Source organism: Pseudomonas sp. LPH60, assembly GCF_030718165.1.
In the GTDB taxonomy this organism is placed as follows: domain Bacteria; phylum Pseudomonadota; class Gammaproteobacteria; order Pseudomonadales; family Pseudomonadaceae; genus Aquipseudomonas; species Aquipseudomonas danubii.
The window spans coordinates 45,992-63,705 of record NZ_JAVAJH010000003.1 but is presented as its reverse complement, the minus strand read 5'-3'; the positions used below and the strand labels follow the sequence as shown (position 1 = coordinate 63,705).

The 17,714-nt window shown below is 63.1% G+C and carries 15 protein-coding genes; 13 read left to right on the top strand and 2 right to left on the bottom strand.

Annotated features, from left to right (window positions below):
* Positions 1-611 precede the first annotated feature (611 nt).
* From dmpG to argS, 11 genes are read left to right on the top strand one after another with little or no spacing between them, the layout of a single operon-like run.
* Positions 612-1,613, top strand: a complete 1,002-nt coding sequence (gene dmpG / locus Q8O96_RS10625) for a 4-hydroxy-2-oxovalerate aldolase (protein WP_115581817.1) — start codon at positions 612-614, stop codon at positions 1,611-1,613.
* Positions 1,614-1,649: 36 nt separating this feature from the next.
* Positions 1,650-2,507, top strand: coding sequence for an acetaldehyde dehydrogenase (acetylating) (locus Q8O96_RS10620; RefSeq protein ID WP_102861666.1), 858 nt, complete (start codon positions 1,650-1,652; stop codon positions 2,505-2,507).
* Between the two features lie 41 nt (positions 2,508-2,548).
* The gene (locus Q8O96_RS10615) at positions 2,549-4,705 is read left to right on the top strand and encodes a carbamoyltransferase C-terminal domain-containing protein (RefSeq protein WP_207167240.1); all 2,157 of its coding nucleotides are present in this window, start codon (positions 2,549-2,551) and stop codon (positions 4,703-4,705) included.
* 34 nt (positions 4,706-4,739) lie between these two features.
* Positions 4,740-5,963 carry an aminotransferase class I/II-fold pyridoxal phosphate-dependent enzyme gene (locus tag Q8O96_RS10610; RefSeq protein ID WP_102861668.1) on the top strand — a complete coding sequence of 408 codons (1,224 nt, stop codon included), beginning with the start codon at positions 4,740-4,742 and terminating at the stop codon, positions 5,961-5,963.
* Positions 5,964-5,991: 28 nt separating this feature from the next.
* Complete coding sequence (locus Q8O96_RS10605) at positions 5,992-6,855, top strand: CoA ester lyase (protein ID WP_123393369.1); 864 nt, start codon at positions 5,992-5,994, stop codon at positions 6,853-6,855.
* Positions 6,852-7,379 (top strand): MaoC family dehydratase, encoded by a 528-nt coding sequence (locus tag Q8O96_RS10600; RefSeq protein WP_207816244.1) that lies wholly within the window; start codon positions 6,852-6,854, stop codon positions 7,377-7,379. The genes Q8O96_RS10605 and Q8O96_RS10600 overlap by 4 nt, the downstream gene beginning before the upstream one ends.
* Entirely contained in the window at positions 7,376-8,365 is a 990-nt protein-coding gene (locus Q8O96_RS10595) for an ornithine cyclodeaminase family protein (RefSeq protein WP_305948770.1), read from the top strand. Before Q8O96_RS10600 ends, Q8O96_RS10595 begins: the two co-directional genes overlap by 4 nt.
* Before the next feature lie 41 nt (positions 8,366-8,406).
* Positions 8,407-9,174, top strand: coding sequence for an SDR family NAD(P)-dependent oxidoreductase (locus Q8O96_RS10590; RefSeq protein WP_102861672.1), 768 nt, complete (start codon positions 8,407-8,409; stop codon positions 9,172-9,174).
* A gap of 49 nt (positions 9,175-9,223) precedes the next feature.
* Positions 9,224-10,537 carry a hypothetical protein gene (locus Q8O96_RS10585; RefSeq protein ID WP_305948769.1) on the top strand — a complete coding sequence of 438 codons (1,314 nt, stop codon included), beginning with the start codon at positions 9,224-9,226 and terminating at the stop codon, positions 10,535-10,537.
* Positions 10,538-10,588: 51 nt separating this feature from the next.
* A complete protein-coding gene (locus Q8O96_RS10580; RefSeq protein ID WP_102861674.1) occupies positions 10,589-11,791 on the top strand; it encodes an MFS transporter in 1,203 nt (400 codons plus the stop codon).
* Between the two features lie 54 nt (positions 11,792-11,845).
* On the top strand, positions 11,846-13,558 hold the full coding sequence (gene argS, locus Q8O96_RS10575; protein ID WP_305948768.1) for an arginine--tRNA ligase: 1,713 nt from the start codon (positions 11,846-11,848) through the stop codon (positions 13,556-13,558).
* A 51-nt stretch (positions 13,559-13,609) separates the two neighbouring features.
* Here argS and Q8O96_RS10570 read toward each other — a convergent pair whose 3' ends face one another.
* A complete protein-coding gene (locus tag Q8O96_RS10570; protein WP_305948767.1) occupies positions 13,610-14,011 on the bottom strand; it encodes a DUF4440 domain-containing protein in 402 nt (133 codons plus the stop codon).
* Positions 13,992-15,359 carry an MFS transporter gene (locus Q8O96_RS10565; RefSeq protein WP_305948766.1) on the bottom strand — a complete coding sequence of 456 codons (1,368 nt, stop codon included), beginning with the start codon at positions 15,357-15,359 and terminating at the stop codon, positions 13,992-13,994. The genes Q8O96_RS10570 and Q8O96_RS10565 overlap by 20 nt, the downstream gene beginning before the upstream one ends.
* Before the next feature lie 226 nt (positions 15,360-15,585).
* On the opposite strand from Q8O96_RS10565, the gene Q8O96_RS10560 reads away from it, so the two are divergent.
* Together Q8O96_RS10560 and Q8O96_RS10555 are read left to right on the top strand one after the other, a co-directional pair.
* On the top strand, positions 15,586-16,491 hold the full coding sequence (locus Q8O96_RS10560) for a LysR family transcriptional regulator (RefSeq protein ID WP_115581826.1): 906 nt from the start codon (positions 15,586-15,588) through the stop codon (positions 16,489-16,491).
* A gap of 85 nt (positions 16,492-16,576) precedes the next feature.
* On the top strand, positions 16,577-17,701 hold the full coding sequence (locus Q8O96_RS10555; RefSeq protein ID WP_115581827.1) for a GNAT family N-acetyltransferase: 1,125 nt from the start codon (positions 16,577-16,579) through the stop codon (positions 17,699-17,701).
* Positions 17,702-17,714: the final 13 nt, after the last annotated feature.

The window sequence follows — 17,714 nt, the reverse complement described above, 5'->3', positions numbered from 1 at the left end:
CTCGTTTTGACCCCGCTGCGGCGGGGTTTTTTTTTGCCCGAATACGGCAATACGCTGTTTTTGGAGTGAAGGTCATAGCGATCGAAAGACGCTAGTTAGCCCCTTGGCAGGCGTCAAATTTAAAAAATAAATAGCCTCTGGATGGTTCCCGTCGAGTTTATTTTCGCTGTTGAAATCCGCCATCAATCGCTCTCGCTACAGCCGTTGGCGAAAGTGCTCATGGGCCAGTCGATACGGGGCAATGGTGGATGAGGCGAGGGCGTCGATACGGTTTTTTTTCTGGATTGATTTTTTTTCTTAAAAAATATTACGATTTTTTAGAATGAAATTAGTGCGGTTGACAGCCTCGGAATGGCTATGGAAGTATCAAAGAAGATTGCAGGTAAACGTTTGTAAAGTTACCTGGAAGATACAGTTCTACACGGAGTTTTGTAGGGCTGGTCAGGCTGATTGTTGTCAGGGAAGTTAGAGCTTTAACCGATTGTTAATACGCTGGTGGCCGGCGCTGAGTTGTTTGGTCATGCCCCGGCCCGATAAGCCCTTCAAGGAAGTGAAGGGTGGGGCAGAGTAATTAAGTACCCCTGTACCGGGGGTCGCAAGGGATTGCTGACATGACGAAAGTTGAACTTTACGACCCGACACTTCGGGACGGTAATCATGCGCTCGGGCACCGACTTGGCCTGGAGGACATCAGTGCCTATTGCCGCGCCGTGGATGCCTGTGGGCTCTATTGCGTGGAGGTCGGTCATGGCAACGGCCTGGGGGCTTCGTCCCTGCAGTTGGGGCTGGCTCCCCACAGTGATGAAGCGATGCTGAGCACCGCTCGGGAAGCCTTGCAGCAGACCCGCCTGGGGATTCATGCGATTCCCGGGTTCGCCAGGATCGATCATCTGCACATGGCCATCGAGCAGGGTGTGGATGTGCTGCGCATCGCCTGCCATTGCACCGAGGCCGATATCACCGCGCGCTACATCGACTTCGTCAAGTCACGGGGCGCCGAGGCCCAGGGCGTGCTGATGATGACCCACATGGCCAGTGCCCGGACCCTGCTGGAGCAGGCCCGACTGCAGGTCAGCTACGGCGCCGATGCCATTGTGCTGATGGATTCCGCCGGGGCCTACATGGAGCAGGACGCCTTTGAAAAGGTTTCGCTGCTGGCCCAGGAGTTGCCGGTGCCCATAGGTTTTCACGGGCATAACAACCTGGGGCTGGCGGTGGCCAACAGCCTGAGCGCGGTCAGGGCCGGAGCCCGGTTGCTCGACGGCACCATCAATGGCCTCGGCGCCGGCGCCGGCAATACCCCCCTGGAAGTGTTGTGCGCGGCGCTGATGAAGCTCGGTCTGGTGGACGAGGCTCGGGCCTTTGCCATGATCGTCGCCTCTGAGCAGAGCACGGACCGGATCAAGAGCGCGCAGCCCCATATCAGTGCCATGAACATTGTCAGCGGTTTGTACGGGGTGTTCTCGGGGTTTGAAAAGCCGGTGTTGAAGGCCGCACACCAACATGGTGTCGCGGCGCTGGATATATATCGCGTGCTGGGCAAAAGAAAAGTAGTGGCAGGTCAGGAAGACCTGATTATTGAAGTTGCGATGAATCTGGCCAAGGCGCTGTGAATTCAACTGACTTCCCATAAGCAAGGAGAGCGCTTTATGGTACTTAGAGTCGCGATATTAGGCAGCGGTAATATTGGCTGTGATCTTCTGTTGAAGGTCATGCGCAGTTCTTATTTGCGCTGTGATTATTTTATTGGGCGCAATCAACAGTCGGCGGGGCTGGACTATGCCGCAAAACTGGGAGTGCGTTGTGATCATCGCGGTATTGATAAGTTAGTTGAACATCTGGATGAAGTTGATGTGGTGTTCGATGCCAGCAGTGCCCAGGCCCATGTGCAACATGCCCAGGTGTTGGAGGGGCAGGGCAAGTTGCTGATCAACCTGACTCCGGCCGATACCGGCGTCTGGTGTGTGCCCACGATCAATTCAAGCACGTTGCGGGATGTAGAGAACCTCAACATGGTCACCTGCGGTGGCCAGGCCTCTCTGCCGATCGTGCACGCGCTGCGGCGCACCGGTCAGCACCTGGACTACGTGGAGGCGGTGTCGTCGATTTCCGCCCGCAGTGCCGGCGCCGCAACCCGGCTGAATGTGAACGAGTACCTGTGCACCACGGAGAAGGCCCTCAAGCATTTCTCCGGCGCCCCGAGCGTCAAGTCGATCCTCAACATCAATCCGGCCGATCCGCCGGTGGACATGCAGACCACGGTCTTCGCCCTGATAGACAAACCGGACATGGCCGAGCTGCGGCACAGTGTCCGCGTGATGCTCGATCAGGTGCGCCAGTACATGCCCGGCTACTCGCTGATCATGGAACCCAGCCTGATCGACGGCAAAGTGGTGACCATGGTCCGGGCCAGGGGGGCAGGGGACTACTTGCCGGCCTATGCGGGCAACCTGGACATCATCACCAGTGCGGCAGTCCGGGCCGCCGAAGATCGTTGCCGGAACTGAACCCAGGACGGGTTCGAGGTTTATCTCAGGAGAGTGTCGACATGACCAGGGTATATGGAACCTACGGGCCGAAGCTCAAGCGCCTGCCCGAGTGGGTCAAGCGCGTGACCGACTTTGTCTACGAGAAGTTGGGCCGGCGGCAGCATTTCTACAGCGGTGAAAGCGCCTTCGCCCAGGAGCGCGGAGCGGAGTTCGCCCGGCGTCTGGCCCAGGGCGAGAGCCTGTACCTGCTAGGGGTCGGTCCCTTCGGGCACAACACCGGCGTGGCCCTGATCAAGGTCAGCGCCAAGGATGGCATCCACATCATTGCCAACAACGAGGAGGAGCGCTTCAGCGCAGAAAAACACTCCAACAAGTTTCCCCAGCACAGCCTGGCAGAGATCCGCCTGATCATGGCCAGCCGCAACATCAGCGCGCAGGACATCTTCTGCATTCTTGGCAGTTGGGACTACATCCGCGCCCTGGGCTTTGACCTGAAGATCATCTTCGAGCACGCCCCCAGCAGCCTGACCCTGCTCAACCCGCGGCACGACCCGAACTTCAACCTCAGCCACCTGGTCAAGGGCCTGGGGGCGCCCAAGCGAATCTCCCAGAGCCTGGGCCTGGAAACCACCCAGCCGCTGATCGGCATGCATCACCACAACAACCATGCCTACCTGGCCTATGCCCTGTCGCCGTTCGCCCGGGAGCCTGAGCCGGTGATCCTCACCGTGCTCGACGGCACTGGCGACAACGGTGCCATCTCGTTGTACGAAGTCCGCGACGGCCAGGTCATCTGTCACCGGCAAAACCAGAGCACCATCGACTCCCTGGGCTACCTGTACGGCTACATCAGCTCGACCCAGGGCGGCTGGAGTTTCCTCAGCTCCGAAGGGCGCTACATGGGCGCCGCAGCCTGGGGCAATGCCAGCCGCCTGACCAACCCCTATTACAAGCGCCTGCGGCAGATCCTGTACTTCGCCGAGGAAGGCAACATCCACGTCAACCGGACCATGGTCAACTGGCACATCAAGAGCCACACCGAGCCCTATGGCCAGCCGCTGATCGACATCCTCGGCGCGCCCATCGCTCCGGGGGACATGTGGAACCCGGACAGCGTGCTCAGCGTCGACGACATCGAGCATTCGGACATCACCCAGGATCGGGTCGACAAGGCCCAGGCCCTGCAACTGGTGTTCGAGGACGCGCTGTTCCATATCGTCGATCACCTGATCCGCAAGACCTGTGCCCACAAGCTGGTGCTCACCGGCGGCACGGCGCTCAATTGCATTGCCAACATGCATCTGGTGCAGCACTTCAATCGCGACTACTTCCAGCGCTACCTGGGCCAGGACCAGTGCCTGAAGATCTGGGTGCCGCCGATCCCCAGCGACTGCGGTGTGGCCCTGGGCGCGGCGATACAGTTCGCCATGCGCAATGGCGCCGACGCGCGCAACGATTTCGCCAGCCCGTACCTGTGTGGCCTGGCACCGTCCACGGCGCAGATCCAGCGCGCAGTGATCGAGGAGCAGGGAGTCGAAGCCCGCAAGATCGGCTCTCTGAACCAGGCCGATTCCCTGACCGAGGTGGCGCGCTTCATGGCCAGCCTGGTGTGCAACAACGCCGTGATCGGGGTGTTCCAGGGGCCGGCGGAAACCGGTCCGCGGGCCTTGGGCAATCGCAGCATCCTGGCCAATCCGTGCAATCCCAACACCCTGGAACTGCTCAACTCGAAAGTGAAGTTCCGGGAGAAGATCCGGCCGCTGGCGCCCATGGTCACCCTGGAAGAAGCCCATCGGCTGTTCGAGCTCGATGAAGGGGCCAAGACCGACGACTACTCGGCCTACAACTACATGGTGCTCACCGCCCGGGCGCGCCCCGAGGCCCGCAGCCGGGTTCCGGCGGTGGTCCATGTGGACGGCACCAGTCGCCTGCAGATCGTGCGCCAGTCCCTCAACCCGCTGATCCACGCCTACCTCAAGCAGATGGGGAAACACTGCGGGGTCGAGGCCTCGGTGAACACTTCGCTGAACGTCGGCAGCCCGATCGCCCAGACCCCGGCCCATGCCCTGCAGACCCTCAAGCGGGCCAAGGGCATGGACGCGCTGATCATGGTCGGCGCCAGTGGCGACATCTTCGCGGTGTGGAAAACCGACAGCGACTTCAAGCGGCGGCTAGCGGTGTTCGAAGCCCAGGCCCTCGACGTCATGCCTACCTGACAGGCACCTATTCACTCGAATTCCGGAGAGCATCATGACCGACAACACTCAGCCTCAGGCCACCAACAAGTACCGCAACAACCTCAAGGCCTTCGATTACGGCAACCAGTTCTGGGACGAATCCGAACGCAACGGCTTGGCGGGCATCGTCGCCAACCTGGTGGGGGACGGCAGCCTGGAAACCGCTGATGGCCATCGTTTCATCAACGTCAGTTGCTGTTCCTACCTGGACCTGGATTCCCATCCGAGCATTGTCCAGGGCGCCATCGACGCCTTGCATCGCTACGGCGTGCTGGATCACTGCATTTCCCGGATTCGCATCCAGATTCCGGCGCTGCTGGAGCTGGAGGCGTCGCTCTCGCAGCTGTTCGAGGCCAAGGTGATTACCGCTATTTCCGCCGGCGCGGCCACGGCGGGCATCCTCCCGCTGCTGGCGTCCGGGCACCTGACCCAGGGCGTGCGCCCGGTGATGGCCTTCGACAAGTTCGCGCACTTTTCCATGAGCCTGTACAAGCCGGTGTGCGGCGATGAGACCGAGGTGTTCACCATCGGCCACAACGACATGAACGCCCTGGAAGACCTGTGCCGCAAGTACCGCAAGGTCGCCTATGTCGCCGACGGCACCTACAGCATGGGCGGCCACGCGGCCCTCGGGGACTTGCTGACCCTGCAGGAAAAGTACGGCCTGTTCCTCTACCTGGACGATTCACACTCGCTGTCCATAGTCGGTCGCCACGGCGAGGGCTATGTGCGCTCGCACATCGATCAGGTCAATGAAAACACCATCATCGTCGCCACCCTGAACAAGGCGTTCGGCACCAGTGGCGCAGCCATCATGTTCGGCCCCAAGGGCAAGCAGGTGGAGGACATCCTGACCCGTTTCGGCGGGCCGATGGCCTGGTCGCAGCCGATGAACACCGCGGCCATCGGCGCCTCCCTGGCGTCTGCCGAGCTGCATCGCGGCCCGGAGCTGGCGCTGCGGCAGAACGCCCTGTCGCGCAACATCCAGCTGTTCGACGAGTTCATCCGCACCGAGCAGGCCGGCAATGCCTTTCCGATCCGCCTGGTGCAGTTGCCCAACGACCAGGTGATCCGCAGCGGTCGGCTGCTGTTCGAAAACGGCTTCTATGTGTCGCCGGTGTTCTTCCCCATCGTGGCCAAGGACAACGCCGGGCTGCGGGTCATGTTGCGCTCCACCATCAGCGAGGAGCAGGTGCTGTCCATGTGCGAACTGCTGCGTGGCTGCATCGAGTCCTGAACCCATCCATTGCTGCGAGTGTCCGGTTATGCAAACCCGTGGTTATTCAGTTGCCCCCATTCCCCGGTTGCCCCGTTCGATCCTCTACACCCCGGCCTTCAACCTCGAACGGCTGCAAGGCGCTCGGGAGGCGGGGGCCGATGTCTGTCTGATCGATCTGGAAGACTCGGTGCCCCCAGCCAGGAAAGCCCTGGCCCGGGAGCATTGTCTGCAATTGCTCAAGGCTCCGGCGTCGGCGTCCCGGGTGGCGGTGCGGATCAACGAACTGCGCTCGCCCCAAGGCCTGCTGGACCTTGAGGCCTTCATCCGCCATGGCCTGGCGCCGGACATCGTGATGCTGACCATGGTCCGCGATGCCTGCGAACTGGAGATCGTGCGTGCCCAGCTCAGCGAGCTGCAGCACCCGGTGGAGCTGTACGTCACCGTGGAGACCCTGGAGGCCATCGATGCCATCGACCCGATTGCCAGCCAGTGCTCGGGGCTGGTGTTCGGCTCGGCGGACTTTGCGGCCGAGCTGGGGGTGGAAATCGGTTGGGAAAACATGCTCTACGCCCGCCAGCGCATCGCCAACGCAGCGGCGCGCTACGACATCGCCGCCATCGACACCGCCTGCTATCACCTGGACGACCCGCAGCTGCTGCTGCAGGAAAGCCGGGCGGTCAAGGCCCTGGGATTCCATGGCAAGGCCATCGTCCACCCGCGCCAGCTGGCCACGGTCATGGAGGTGTTCAGCCCCAGCCCCGGCGAGCTGGAACGGGCCCGGGAGATCCTGCGTCGGGCGGAGCACAGCCAGGGCGAAATCTTCACCCTGGATGGCGACATGATCGGTCCTCCATTCATCAAGAAGGCCCGCAAGCTGCTGAACAATTTTACCCAGGAGCCACATCCATGATCGCGACCCTGCAACGGCTGGACAACGGTGAGTACCTGGAGTCGCCGGGGATGTTCTTCGAGGACTTCAAGCCCGGCGACGTGATTCGTCACTGGCCCGGGCGCACCGTGCTGGAAACCGACAACACCTGGCTGACCCTGCTGTCGATGAACCATCACCCGCTGCACTTCGACCAGGAGTACGCCAAGGACACGGAGTTCGGCAAGGTCCTGGTCAACAGCGTGGTGACCTTCGCCATCATCAATGGCATGTCGGTGCAGACCATGAGCTTTCGCACCCTGGCCAACCTGGGCTGGGATCAGGTGCGGCTGTCGGCCCCGGTGTTCATCGGCGACACCCTCTACGCCAAGTCGAAGGTCCTGGCCATCCGCCCCAGCCGTTCACGGCCGGGGCAGGGGATCGCCACCATCGAGACCGAAGGCTTCAAGGCCGATGGCAGTGTGGTGCTCAGTTACCAGCGTTCATTCCTGGTGCCCCGGCGCGAGCCCCTGGCCCTGCCCGCGGTCGAACAGGAGGTGCCATGAATTTTCTCAGCCTCGATCGCCAGGCCATGGCTCGGGCACTGTCCATGGGCGAGGCCATCGAGGCCCTGCGCCAGGCCCTGGCACCGGCCATGGCGGACGGTGTGCAAGTGCCGCCGCGAACCATCATGACCCTGGGCGACAGTGCCGAGAGCAACCAAGTGCTGGTAATGCCGGCGGCCCTGCCCTTGGCCCAGGCGGTGGCGGTCAAGGTTTCGACCATCACCCCGGACAACCCCCGCCACGGTCGGCCGCTGATCCATGCCCTGGTGATCCTGCTCAGCAGCCAGACCGGGGAAATCCTGGCGCTGATGGAAGGCGCCCATCTGACGGCCCTGCGCACCGGGGCCATGGCCGGGCTGGCCACCGACCTGCTGGCGCGGCCCGCATCCCGGGTGCTGACGGTGATCGGTGCCGGGGTCCAGGCCCGCAGCCAGATCGAGGCGGTCTGTGCGGTGCGCCCCATCGAACAGCTGTTGCTGCATTCCAGGAGCCTGGACAAGGCCCGGGCCCTGGCGGCCTGGGTCAGCGATCGTGGGTTGTGCCCCCAGGTCATGGTGACCGACAGCGTGGCCCGGGCGGTGTGCATGGCGGACGTGATCTGCACGGCCACTTCCACTGCCAGCGCCGAGCCGCTGGTGCGGGCGGCGGATGTGCGCCCCGGGACCCACATCAATGCCATCGGCGGGGTCGATGAAATGGCCTGCGAGATCGATCCGCTGCTGCTGGGACAGGCGGCGGTGTACGTCGAGGAGCGCGATGCCGCTCTGCGTGAGGCCGGCGAGCTGATTCAAAGCCTGCGCCTGGGGGTGCTGATGCCCGGGGATGTGCAGGAAATCGCCAGCCTGCTGGGCGGCTCCGTCGTCCCGCGAGGCACCGCCAGCAGCCTGTTCAAGTCAGTGGGCACGGCGATTCAGGATGTGGCGGTGGCGGCAGCCCTGCTGCGCTCGGCACGTACCAAGGGGCTGGGCACACGCGTCAGCCTCTGAAACCACAGTGCCTGGGGCCCAGGCATGACAAGGATGAATACATGGCAGAACAACGATTGTCCGGCAAGAACGCGCTGATCACCGGCGCCAGTCATGGCATTGGCCAGGCCATCGCCCTGGCCATGGCGCGAGAAGGGGCCAATGTGGCGTTTACCTATCAGCGCGATGAGGCCGCCGCGACCCAGGTGCTGGGTCAACTGCAAGAGTTGGGGGTGAAGTGCCAGGCCTTCCAGGTGGATGCGGGGGAGGCCAGTGCCGCGCCGCAACTGGCCGGTCGAGTCCTTGCCGGGTTCGATGAGCTGCATGTGCTGGTCAACAATGTCGGCATCACCACACGCACGGGGTTTCTCGAAACCAGCGTCGAGGACTACCACAAGGTGATGAATGCCAACCTGCGGTTTCCGTTCTTTCTGACCCAGGCGGTGATCGCCCACATGCTCGAACGGCGGATCGCCGGCAGTGTGATCAACGTGTCTTCCATCAGTGCCTTCAAGGCCATCAGCCAGATGGCCCACTACCAGTCATCCAAGGCCGGGCTGTCGATGCTGTCCAAGAGCCTGGCCTACGAGTTCGCTGCCCAGGGCATCCGGGTCAATACCCTGTCACCCGGACTGACCGCCACCCAGGGCAACCGCAACCAGTGGCACAACGATCCGCAGTTGTGGCGCGAACGGGGCAAGGACATTCCCATGGGCCGTGCCGGCACGCCCCAGGATCACGCCGGCGCGGCGGTGTTTCTGGCCAGTGACGAAGCCGCCTGGGTGACCGGTGCCGACATCGTGATCGATGGCGGCGAAGCGACCCTCTGATCATTCCCACCGAGGGCTTGCCCCTCATTTGCATCAGGAAGCGCGATCCATGAATTTTGAAGAGCTCAATCGCCCGTTGTTCGATGTGTTTGGCCAGCGCAATCCGCAGTTGATCAAGCCCCAGGGATACAAGGCGACCCCCTTTCCCCTGGCCCTGTTTCCCGCCACTGCCTTTCAGGCGGTGGCCGCCGACCTGCGCCTGATCCTGGCGGCGCAGTCGCGGATGCTGGCCCATTTGCTGACCCTGCACAGCCGCGAGCACATCCTCGAATTGTTCAATGTGCCGGTTCAGGTCCGCGACCTGGTGGATTGGTCGCTGCTGGAAAAGGGCGGGCGGCTGATTGGCCGTGCGGACGTTCTGCTGAGCGAGGATGGCCAGTACCAACTGTGCGAACTGAATATCGGCCCGGCCATCGAAGGCCCGCAGTTGCACGAATTCTGCTCGCGTTTTCTGGAGTCGCGAGGGGTGCAGCTCAGTGGCTTCGAACACGGGCAATCGCCCTATGTCGATCTGGCGCGGCTGATCCAGCGCCTGTGCAAGGAGCAGCGGCGCAGTCGGGTGGTGCTCCTGGATCTTCAAGCCTATGACCACTGGGCAGGCGCTTCGGCCTACCAGCCGTTGTTGCGCCATGTGCGTCAGGCCTGTGCGGATCTGGAAGTGGTGCTGATCAAGGAGCATCAGTACCAGGCGCAGTGGTTGAGCGCCGAAGAGGGCGCGCGAACCCTGGTCTATCGCCTGTTCCTGGAGGAGGAGATCGTCGATGGCGGCGATCTGGTGCGGCGTATCTGCGATTCGGGCGCCTTGCTGCTCAACACCTTTGAAAACTACGTGAGCGGCTGCAAGTCATGGTTCTCGCTGTTTCATGAGCCGGCGCTGCGGGCGGTGCTGGACGCTGAACAGCGCGCCGCCATCGATCGCCGGATACCCATGACGGTGCGGGTCAGTGCGCAAAACCTTGAGGGTTTGCTGCAGCGGCGCCAAGAACTGGTGTTCAAACCCTGCAACTCCACCGGTGGCAAGGGGGTGATCCTCGGTGAGGAAGCCACTGACGAACTGATCCGCGCCTGCGTCGGTCCAAGACCCGGTGAATGGATTGCCCAGGCCACCATCCGCCAGCGCTCCTATGCTTTGCCTCAGGCCTTCTGGAACCAGCCGGTGGAGCAGTTCGTGGTGTTTGGCCTGTACTACATCAATCAGCAGATGTCGGGCCTGTATTTGCGCTGCAACGGTCGCTCCAGGGCGGTCAATGTGCTGTCCGGCGGCATGCCGGGCTGGGCGCTGCCGATCACCGACCAGGAGCACCGACTGCTGCTGGCGCAACTCAAGACCCAGGAGCCTGAACCGTGCCCTCTAGCGCAATGAACCAGGGCCGGGGAGGACAGGCTCCCCCTGGCGGGAGAAGTGGGCCGGCCCATGATTGAAAGAACCTTCAGCTGGGCGCGCTACGCCACCCTGCCCAGGGAGATCCATGTGGTGCTGTTCGGCACCCTGTTGACCCGTAGCGCGTTCTTCATGATCTGGCCGTTCCTGGCGATCTTCCTGTACCAGGACTATCACCTGGGAGCGACCTTGATCGGCACCCTGCTGGCGGTGGCCATGGTCGGCGGCGCACTGAGCAGTATCTACACCGGCTGGCTCTCGGACCGCTTCGGACGCCGGCGCCTGATTCTGGCGGGCGCCTTGTTGAGCGCGCTGTCGTTCTTGCTGTTCATCGAGGCCGGCTCGGTGTTCTGGTTCGGCGTGGCAGTGGCGGGGGTGAGCATCGGCTGTTCGCTGCTGGAGTCGACCTGCAAAGTGCTGATCGGCGATTACGTGGAGGACCTGCAGTCCCGGGAGCTGGCACTGTATGCCAACTATTTTCTGGTGAACGTCGGCGGCTCCATCGGGCCGTTGATCGGCATGTTGCTGCTGTCCAGCGTGCGCTCCCTGGTGTTCGCCGCCTGCGCCCTGGTGTACACGGTGTTCGGCCTGCTGCTGTGGCGTCTGCTGCGGGACAAGGAGGCCCGAGTGCAGCGACATGCCAGCGCTCCGACCCCCAACTTCCTGGTGGCCTTCGGTGCGGTGCTCAAGCATCGGCGATTTACCCTGCTGATGCTGTGCAACACCGTGGCGGCCTTTGTCTATGCCTCGTTCGACTCGACCCTGCCGCAGTACCTGGCGCGTAGCGAAGTGCAGGACCCGGTGACCCTGCTGGTGATCCTGATCACCCTCAACTCGCTGATTGTGGTCTTTACTCAGTTTCCTCTGTTGCGCTTGCTGGAGGTTTATTCCACTCGCTGCCGGCTGTTCTGGGGCATGGCCCTGATGCTAGCCTCACAGCTGGTGTTCGCCGGCTCGCCGGTGACGCTGTTCTGGGGGCTGGCGCTGGCCACGCTGCTGTTGAGCGTGGGCGAGTTGATCGTGTTCCCGATCTTCAGCATCGAGGTTGACCGGCTGGCTCAGGAGAGTCTGCGCGGCACCTATTTCGGGGTCTCCAGCCTTTATCGAGTGGGCATTGCGCTGTCGCCGATCTACGGCGGCGCCATGCTCGACCTGGTGGGGGGGCAATGGATGTTCATAGGACTGGCCGCGCTGTGCGGGCTGGTCATGGTGGTACAAAACTACGCCGTCAGGTAAAGGGCAGGGTTGCCGCCTGAGGTTCGAAATCTTCAAGGATGAGGTGTATCCGACATGTCTGTAATGCGCATTCTGGACCAACGTTTCGCGGCCGCCCTCAACGGCCTGGGCGCCACTGACAGTCCGCCGGTGATTCAACTGGCCAGCCGTCCCGAGTTTGGCGACTTCCAGATGAGTGGAGTGATGGCCGCGGCCAAGAAACTGGGCCTGGCGCCGCGCGAGCTGGCCCTGCAACTGGTGGAACGGGTGGATCTGCGGGGCATCGCCGAGCACCTGCAGATCGCCGGGCCGGGCTTTATCAATATTTCCCTCAGCAAGGACTTCCTGCGTGAACGCCTGGAGCATGCGCTGCTGACCCGCAACCTGGGGGTCGAGCCGCAGCCGGCCAAGCGGGTGATGGTGGAGTACGCTTCGGTCAACCTGGCCAAGGAAATGCACGTCGGGCACCTGCGCGGCAGCATCATTGGCGACGCCCTGGCGCGGATCAATCTGTTCATGGGCCAGGACGTGATCCTGCAGAGTCATGTCGGCGACTGGGGCACTCAGTTCGGCATGCTCCTGGCCTATATGAAAGAGGCCACCGATACCCGCCAGCAGGACTACGAACTGCGGGACCTGAACCGCTTCTACCAACAGGCCAAGCGGCGCTTCGATGAATCGGAGGATTTTGCCCGCCGTGCCCGGGATTATGTGGTCCGGCTGCAACAGGGAGACGCCGAGGTGCTGCGCATGTGGCACACCTTTGTCGAGGTGTCGCTGTCCCACTCCCTGGATATCTTCCAGCGCCTGGGCCTGTTGCTCAAACAGTCGGACATCCGTGGCGAGAGTTTCTACAACGATGACCTGCAGCCCCTGGTCCAGGCCCTGCAGGACAAGGGCCTGCTGACCGAAAGCCAGGGGGCCAGGGTGGTGATGCTGGCGGAGTACGCCAACAAGGAGGGCCAGGAGGCGGCCTTTATCGTGCAGAAGCAGGGCGGTGGCTTTCTCTATGCCACCACGGACCTGGCGGCGATCCGTTTTCGCATTCGCCAGCTCAAGCTCGACCGCTGCCTGTATGTGGTGGATGTGCGTCAGTCCCTGCATTTCCAGCAGTTGTTCCTGGTGGCGCGCAAGGCCGGCTTCCTGCCGCCCCAGGCGGATTTCGAGCATGTCAGCCATGGCACGATCAAGGGCGCCGATGGCAAGCCGTTGAAGACCAAGTCCGGCGAGTCGGTCAAGCTCGATGCGTTGCTGACCGAGGCGGTGGAGCGGGCCGAGGTGCTGATCGCCGCGAAGAACAACGGGCTGGACCCCGAGGCCCGTCGACACGTGGCCCGGGTGGTGGGCATCGGCGCGCTGAAGTACGCCGACCTGTCCCGTCATCGCAACACCGACTACGTGTTCGACTGGGACGCGATGCTGTCCTTCGAGGGCAATACCGCGCCTTACCTGCAATACGCCTACACCCGGGCCAACCGCGTGCTGACCCGGGCCGGGAGCGTCAAGGAGCAAGGCCTGCAGATCATCGAGCCCCATGAACACAGCCTGGCCATCGAGCTGTTGCGTTTCGAGGATGTGATGTTGCAAGTGCTGCGCGAAAGCCTGCCCCACGTGCTGTGTGCCTATCTGTACGGGCTGGCCACGGCATTTTCGCGTTTCTACGAGTCCTGCCCGGTGATTGCTGACGAGCGTGTCGATGGTTCGCGGCTGAAACTCTGTGAACTGACTGCCCGCACCCTGAAGGAGGGCCTGGGGCTGCTGGGGATCGAGGTGGTCGACACCATGTGATGCCCAGAGCATGGCCGAGGCGGGGCGCGTGCCGCGCCTCGGGCAAAGGGCTCAGGGGCAGGCGGTTTCGTGCAGGTACAGCCACTGCACCGCATCGTCCTGGACCCGGATGATCGCCAGTGACAGGCGCGAGGTCTGGCTCTGGTTCAGGCAATGGGTTTCCTTGTAGCGGATCGCCGCGCTGTGGCCTTCCTGCCACAGGCAGTGCAGATCGCTGACGATGATCTCCAGCCCGGCGCGGGTGCCCAGGGCACCGCGAAACAGCTGCTCCACCTGTGCCCGGCCAACCAGGGCGCCGCTGGTGGTCACCATCTGGAAATCCTTGGCGAACAACGGCAGCAGTTGCTCGATGCAGGCCGCGCCATCCCCCCGTTGATCGGTGAAGACACGGTGAATCAGTTGATGAATCCAGTGCACGCTGTGCTGTGCCTGTTTAACGATCGAGTTGGGCATGGGAGGCCTTTTGTGGAGTGAGTCTGCCGAGGGCCGGCAAGGGAAGCAGGCCGGCCAGGGCGGCCAGCAGCAGGCTCAGGTGATAGGCCGCGACAGCGTCCAGGTACCTGAGCAGGAGGTTGTAGAGCATCAGCAACAAGGCCGCGCCAAGGCTGAAGGCCAGCTGCCGGTTGATGTTCCAGATCACGCTGGCCTTGTGCGTGTCGCTGCCACTGAAGTCCAGCAGGGCGGTGGTCTGGGCGGTGTTGGCACCGGCGCCGCCGCCAAGACCCATCAGCAGGTAGGCCAGCATGATCAGCGGCAGGTCGGATGTCGCGTTGACCCAACACAAGGTGGCGATGCCGGCGCTGTGCAGCACCAGGGCGATGGCGAACAGTCGCGGGGCGCCGATGCGGTGGTAGTAACGCCCGCAGGCCAGCATCGCCAGCAGGGCACCGGCGGCATACAGCAGCATGAACATGCCGCTGTGTTGCGCGCTCAGGTGCAGGCTGTCCTGCAGGAAGAACAGGCTCAGCAGGTTGACGCCGGTGAAGACCCCGGGAATCGCGTGGTAGATGCCCACCGACAGGCCGAGGCGGGGATTTTTCAGCAGGTGCAGATCGACGATGGGCTGTGGGCAAGCCTGGCAGTGCCTGCGGTACAGCGCGGCCAACAGCAGGCCGGCCGCGAGGCACAGCAGGGCCTGATGGGCCGGGTAGCCGCTGCCGTACAGCGACATGCCCAGCAGCAGGCTGCCCAGGCTGGCGCTCACCAGCAGCAGGCCGCGCAGGTCCGGTCGGGCCGGATGCGCCGTGCGTTCGCTGCGGACCCAGCGCCAGGACAGCAGCGCCGCCAGCAAGGACAGCGGCAGGCTGGCGAAGAACACCCAGCGCCAGGAACTGTGGTCGACGATCGCGCCGCCCAGGGTCGGCGAGAGTGCCGGCGCCAGCAATGCCACGGCCATGATCAGGGTCGAGATGCGCGCCCGTTGCGGGCCCTGGAACAGGTTGAAGGTCAGGGCTTGCCCGAGGGGAATCAGCAGGCCGCCGGCCATGCCCTGCACCAGTCGCCAGAACACCAGCCACCTGAAGTCGTCGGCCAGCCCGCAGAGCAGGGCCGCGCCACTGAACAGCAGCATCGAGGCGCTGAGGATCTCCCGGCTGCCGAAGCGTCCTGCCAGCCAGGTGCTGATGGGAATCACCAGGGTCAGGCCGAGAATGTAGGCGTTGGCCACCCAGGCCACGCTGGCGCTGGAGACCTGCCAGTGCGCGGCGATGCTCGGCAGGGCCACCGCCGACATGAAGATGTTCACGCAGTCGATAAAGAACCCGAGAAGAAATACCACCGCCACTTTGTATCTGTAGGTCATGCCGCCTCCGTTTTGCCCGCAGCTTAAGCTCTGTACGAAAAGTGTTGAGACGAAGGTCAGGCAAGGCGAAAACGGTCGAGGAAGCGGAGTTTACGGGTTGTAAATGAGCATTCCGAGACCGTTTTCAACGCAGCATCACCGAGTATCAAGGCTTTTCGTACAGAGCTTAGGGAGGCTGGGCGGAGACTGTCGAGGTACCTATACTTGACGCATTGTTTAACAGGATTTGACAGTGAGCGAGACCTTTCACGGCCAACTGCACCGGGTGCAGACCTTTCTCGCGGTGGTGGACTTTGGCTCCTACACCCGCGCCGCGCAGTACCTGGGCATCAGCAAGGCCATGGCCAGCCTGCATATCAAGGCGCTGGAGCAGGCCCTGGCCAGTACCTTGCTGATCCGCACCACGCGGCATATCGCCCTGACGGAAAGCGGGCAGGACCTGTATGACGAATTCAAGGGGATTGTCGCCAATATCGATACCGCCTTTGACAACGTGCTGCACGGACGCAACCGGGTCAGCGGCAAGTTGCGCATCAGCTCCACGGCGGAGTATGCAGAGACCTTCGTGCTGCCGATCCTGCCGTTGTTCACCGCGCGCTACCCCGAGGTACGCCTGAGTTATCACTTCAATTCGTCGTTGAATGACCTGGTGGCGGAAAAGCTCGATCTGGTGATTCGCCTCGGCCACCTGGCGGACTCGGGGTTCAAGGGGCGCAAGCTGGCGGACTACGGCATCGCCCTGGTGGCCAGCCCGGATCTGCTCCAGGGCGTGGAACTGGCGCAGGCCGAGGATCTCTGCCGCTTGCCGTGGATCGGCAACAGCAATCTGGCGGGGCCGCCTTGCTGGACTTTCAATCATCCGCGTCGGGGCGAGGTGGAGGTGCGGGTCAACCCCGGGCATGAGTCCAATTCGGCGACGGCGATTCGCGCCCTGGCCCTGGCCGGCCTGGGGCTGGCGGTGCTGCCCGAATGGCTGGTGCTCGACGACCTGGCCAACGGGCGCCTGGTGCGGGTGCTGCCGCCGTACAGCCTGGCGCCGCAGCCGGTGCATGTGCTGTTTCCCAACAGCGCCCACTTGCCGCGCAAATCCCGGGTGTTCATCGATTTTCTCGCCGAACACCTGGGGCATTGAGGGGGGGCAGGGTGCTGGCGGTTTCGGTGAGTCCGGGGATGGAGGATACTCGCCGGGTCGTTCGATCTGAATTCCGGGGACCCCCATGCCGCTGCAATCCTTGAACAGTCTGTCTGCCGTCGATCCTGTGCAATGGGATGGCCTGCTCAAGGACGGGCAACCCTTTGTCCGTCACGCCTTTCTCAGTGCCCTGGAAGACAGCGGCAGCCTGGGCCCGCGCTCCGGTTGGCAGGCCGAGCACCTGCTGCATGTAGAAGACGGCCGGCTGCTGGCGGCCCTGCCCAGCTATCGCAAATGGCACTCCTACGGTGAATACGTGTTCGATCATGGCTGGGCCGATGCCTGCGCGCGGGCCGGGATCGACTACTACCCCAAGCTGCTGACCGCGGTGCCGTTCAGCCCGGTGAGCGGCGCCCGGGTGTTGGCGGCGACCCAGGCGGACGCCTTCGAGCTGCTGAAAAGCCTGCCCGGTTACCTGGAGATCGAAGGGCTTTCCAGCGCTCACATCAACTTCACCGACGACTTCAGCGATCAGGCCCTGGAACAGCAACCGGGCTGGTTGCAGCGCCTGGGCTGTCAGTTCCACTGGCAGAATCGCGGCTACCGGGACTTTCAGGATTTTCTCGACGCCTTGAGCTCGCGCAAGCGCAAGCAGATGCGCAAGGAGCGCGAACAGGTGGCGGGGCAGGGCTTTGATTTCCAGTGGTTCGAAGGCCATGAACTGGACGAGGCACTGTGGGATTTCGTCTATGCCTGCTACGCCAACACCTATGCGGTGCGGCGCCAGTCGCCCTACCTGACCCGGACCTTCTTCAGCCTGCTGGCCGAGCGCATGCCCGAGGCGATTCGCGTGGTCCTGGCCAAGCAGGGCGGGCGCCCGGTGGCCATGGCCTTCAGCCTGGTGGGGGGCGACAGTTTCTACGGCCGCTATTGGGGCTGCCTGGCGGAGTTTGACCGCCTGCATTTCGAGACCTGTTTCTATCAGGGCATGGACTACGCCATCGCCCAGGGGCTGCAGCGCTTCGACGCCGGGGCCCAGGGCGAGCACAAACTGATTCGGGGCTTCGAGCCGGTGATCACCCGCTCCTGGCACTACCTGCGTCACCCCGGGCTGAATGCCGCGGTGCAGGATTTTCTGCATCGGGAGCGGGTCGGGATTCGCGCTTATGCCGAGGAGGCGAGGGACGCCTTGCCCTATCGGCAGGCGTGATCCTCGCCGCCGT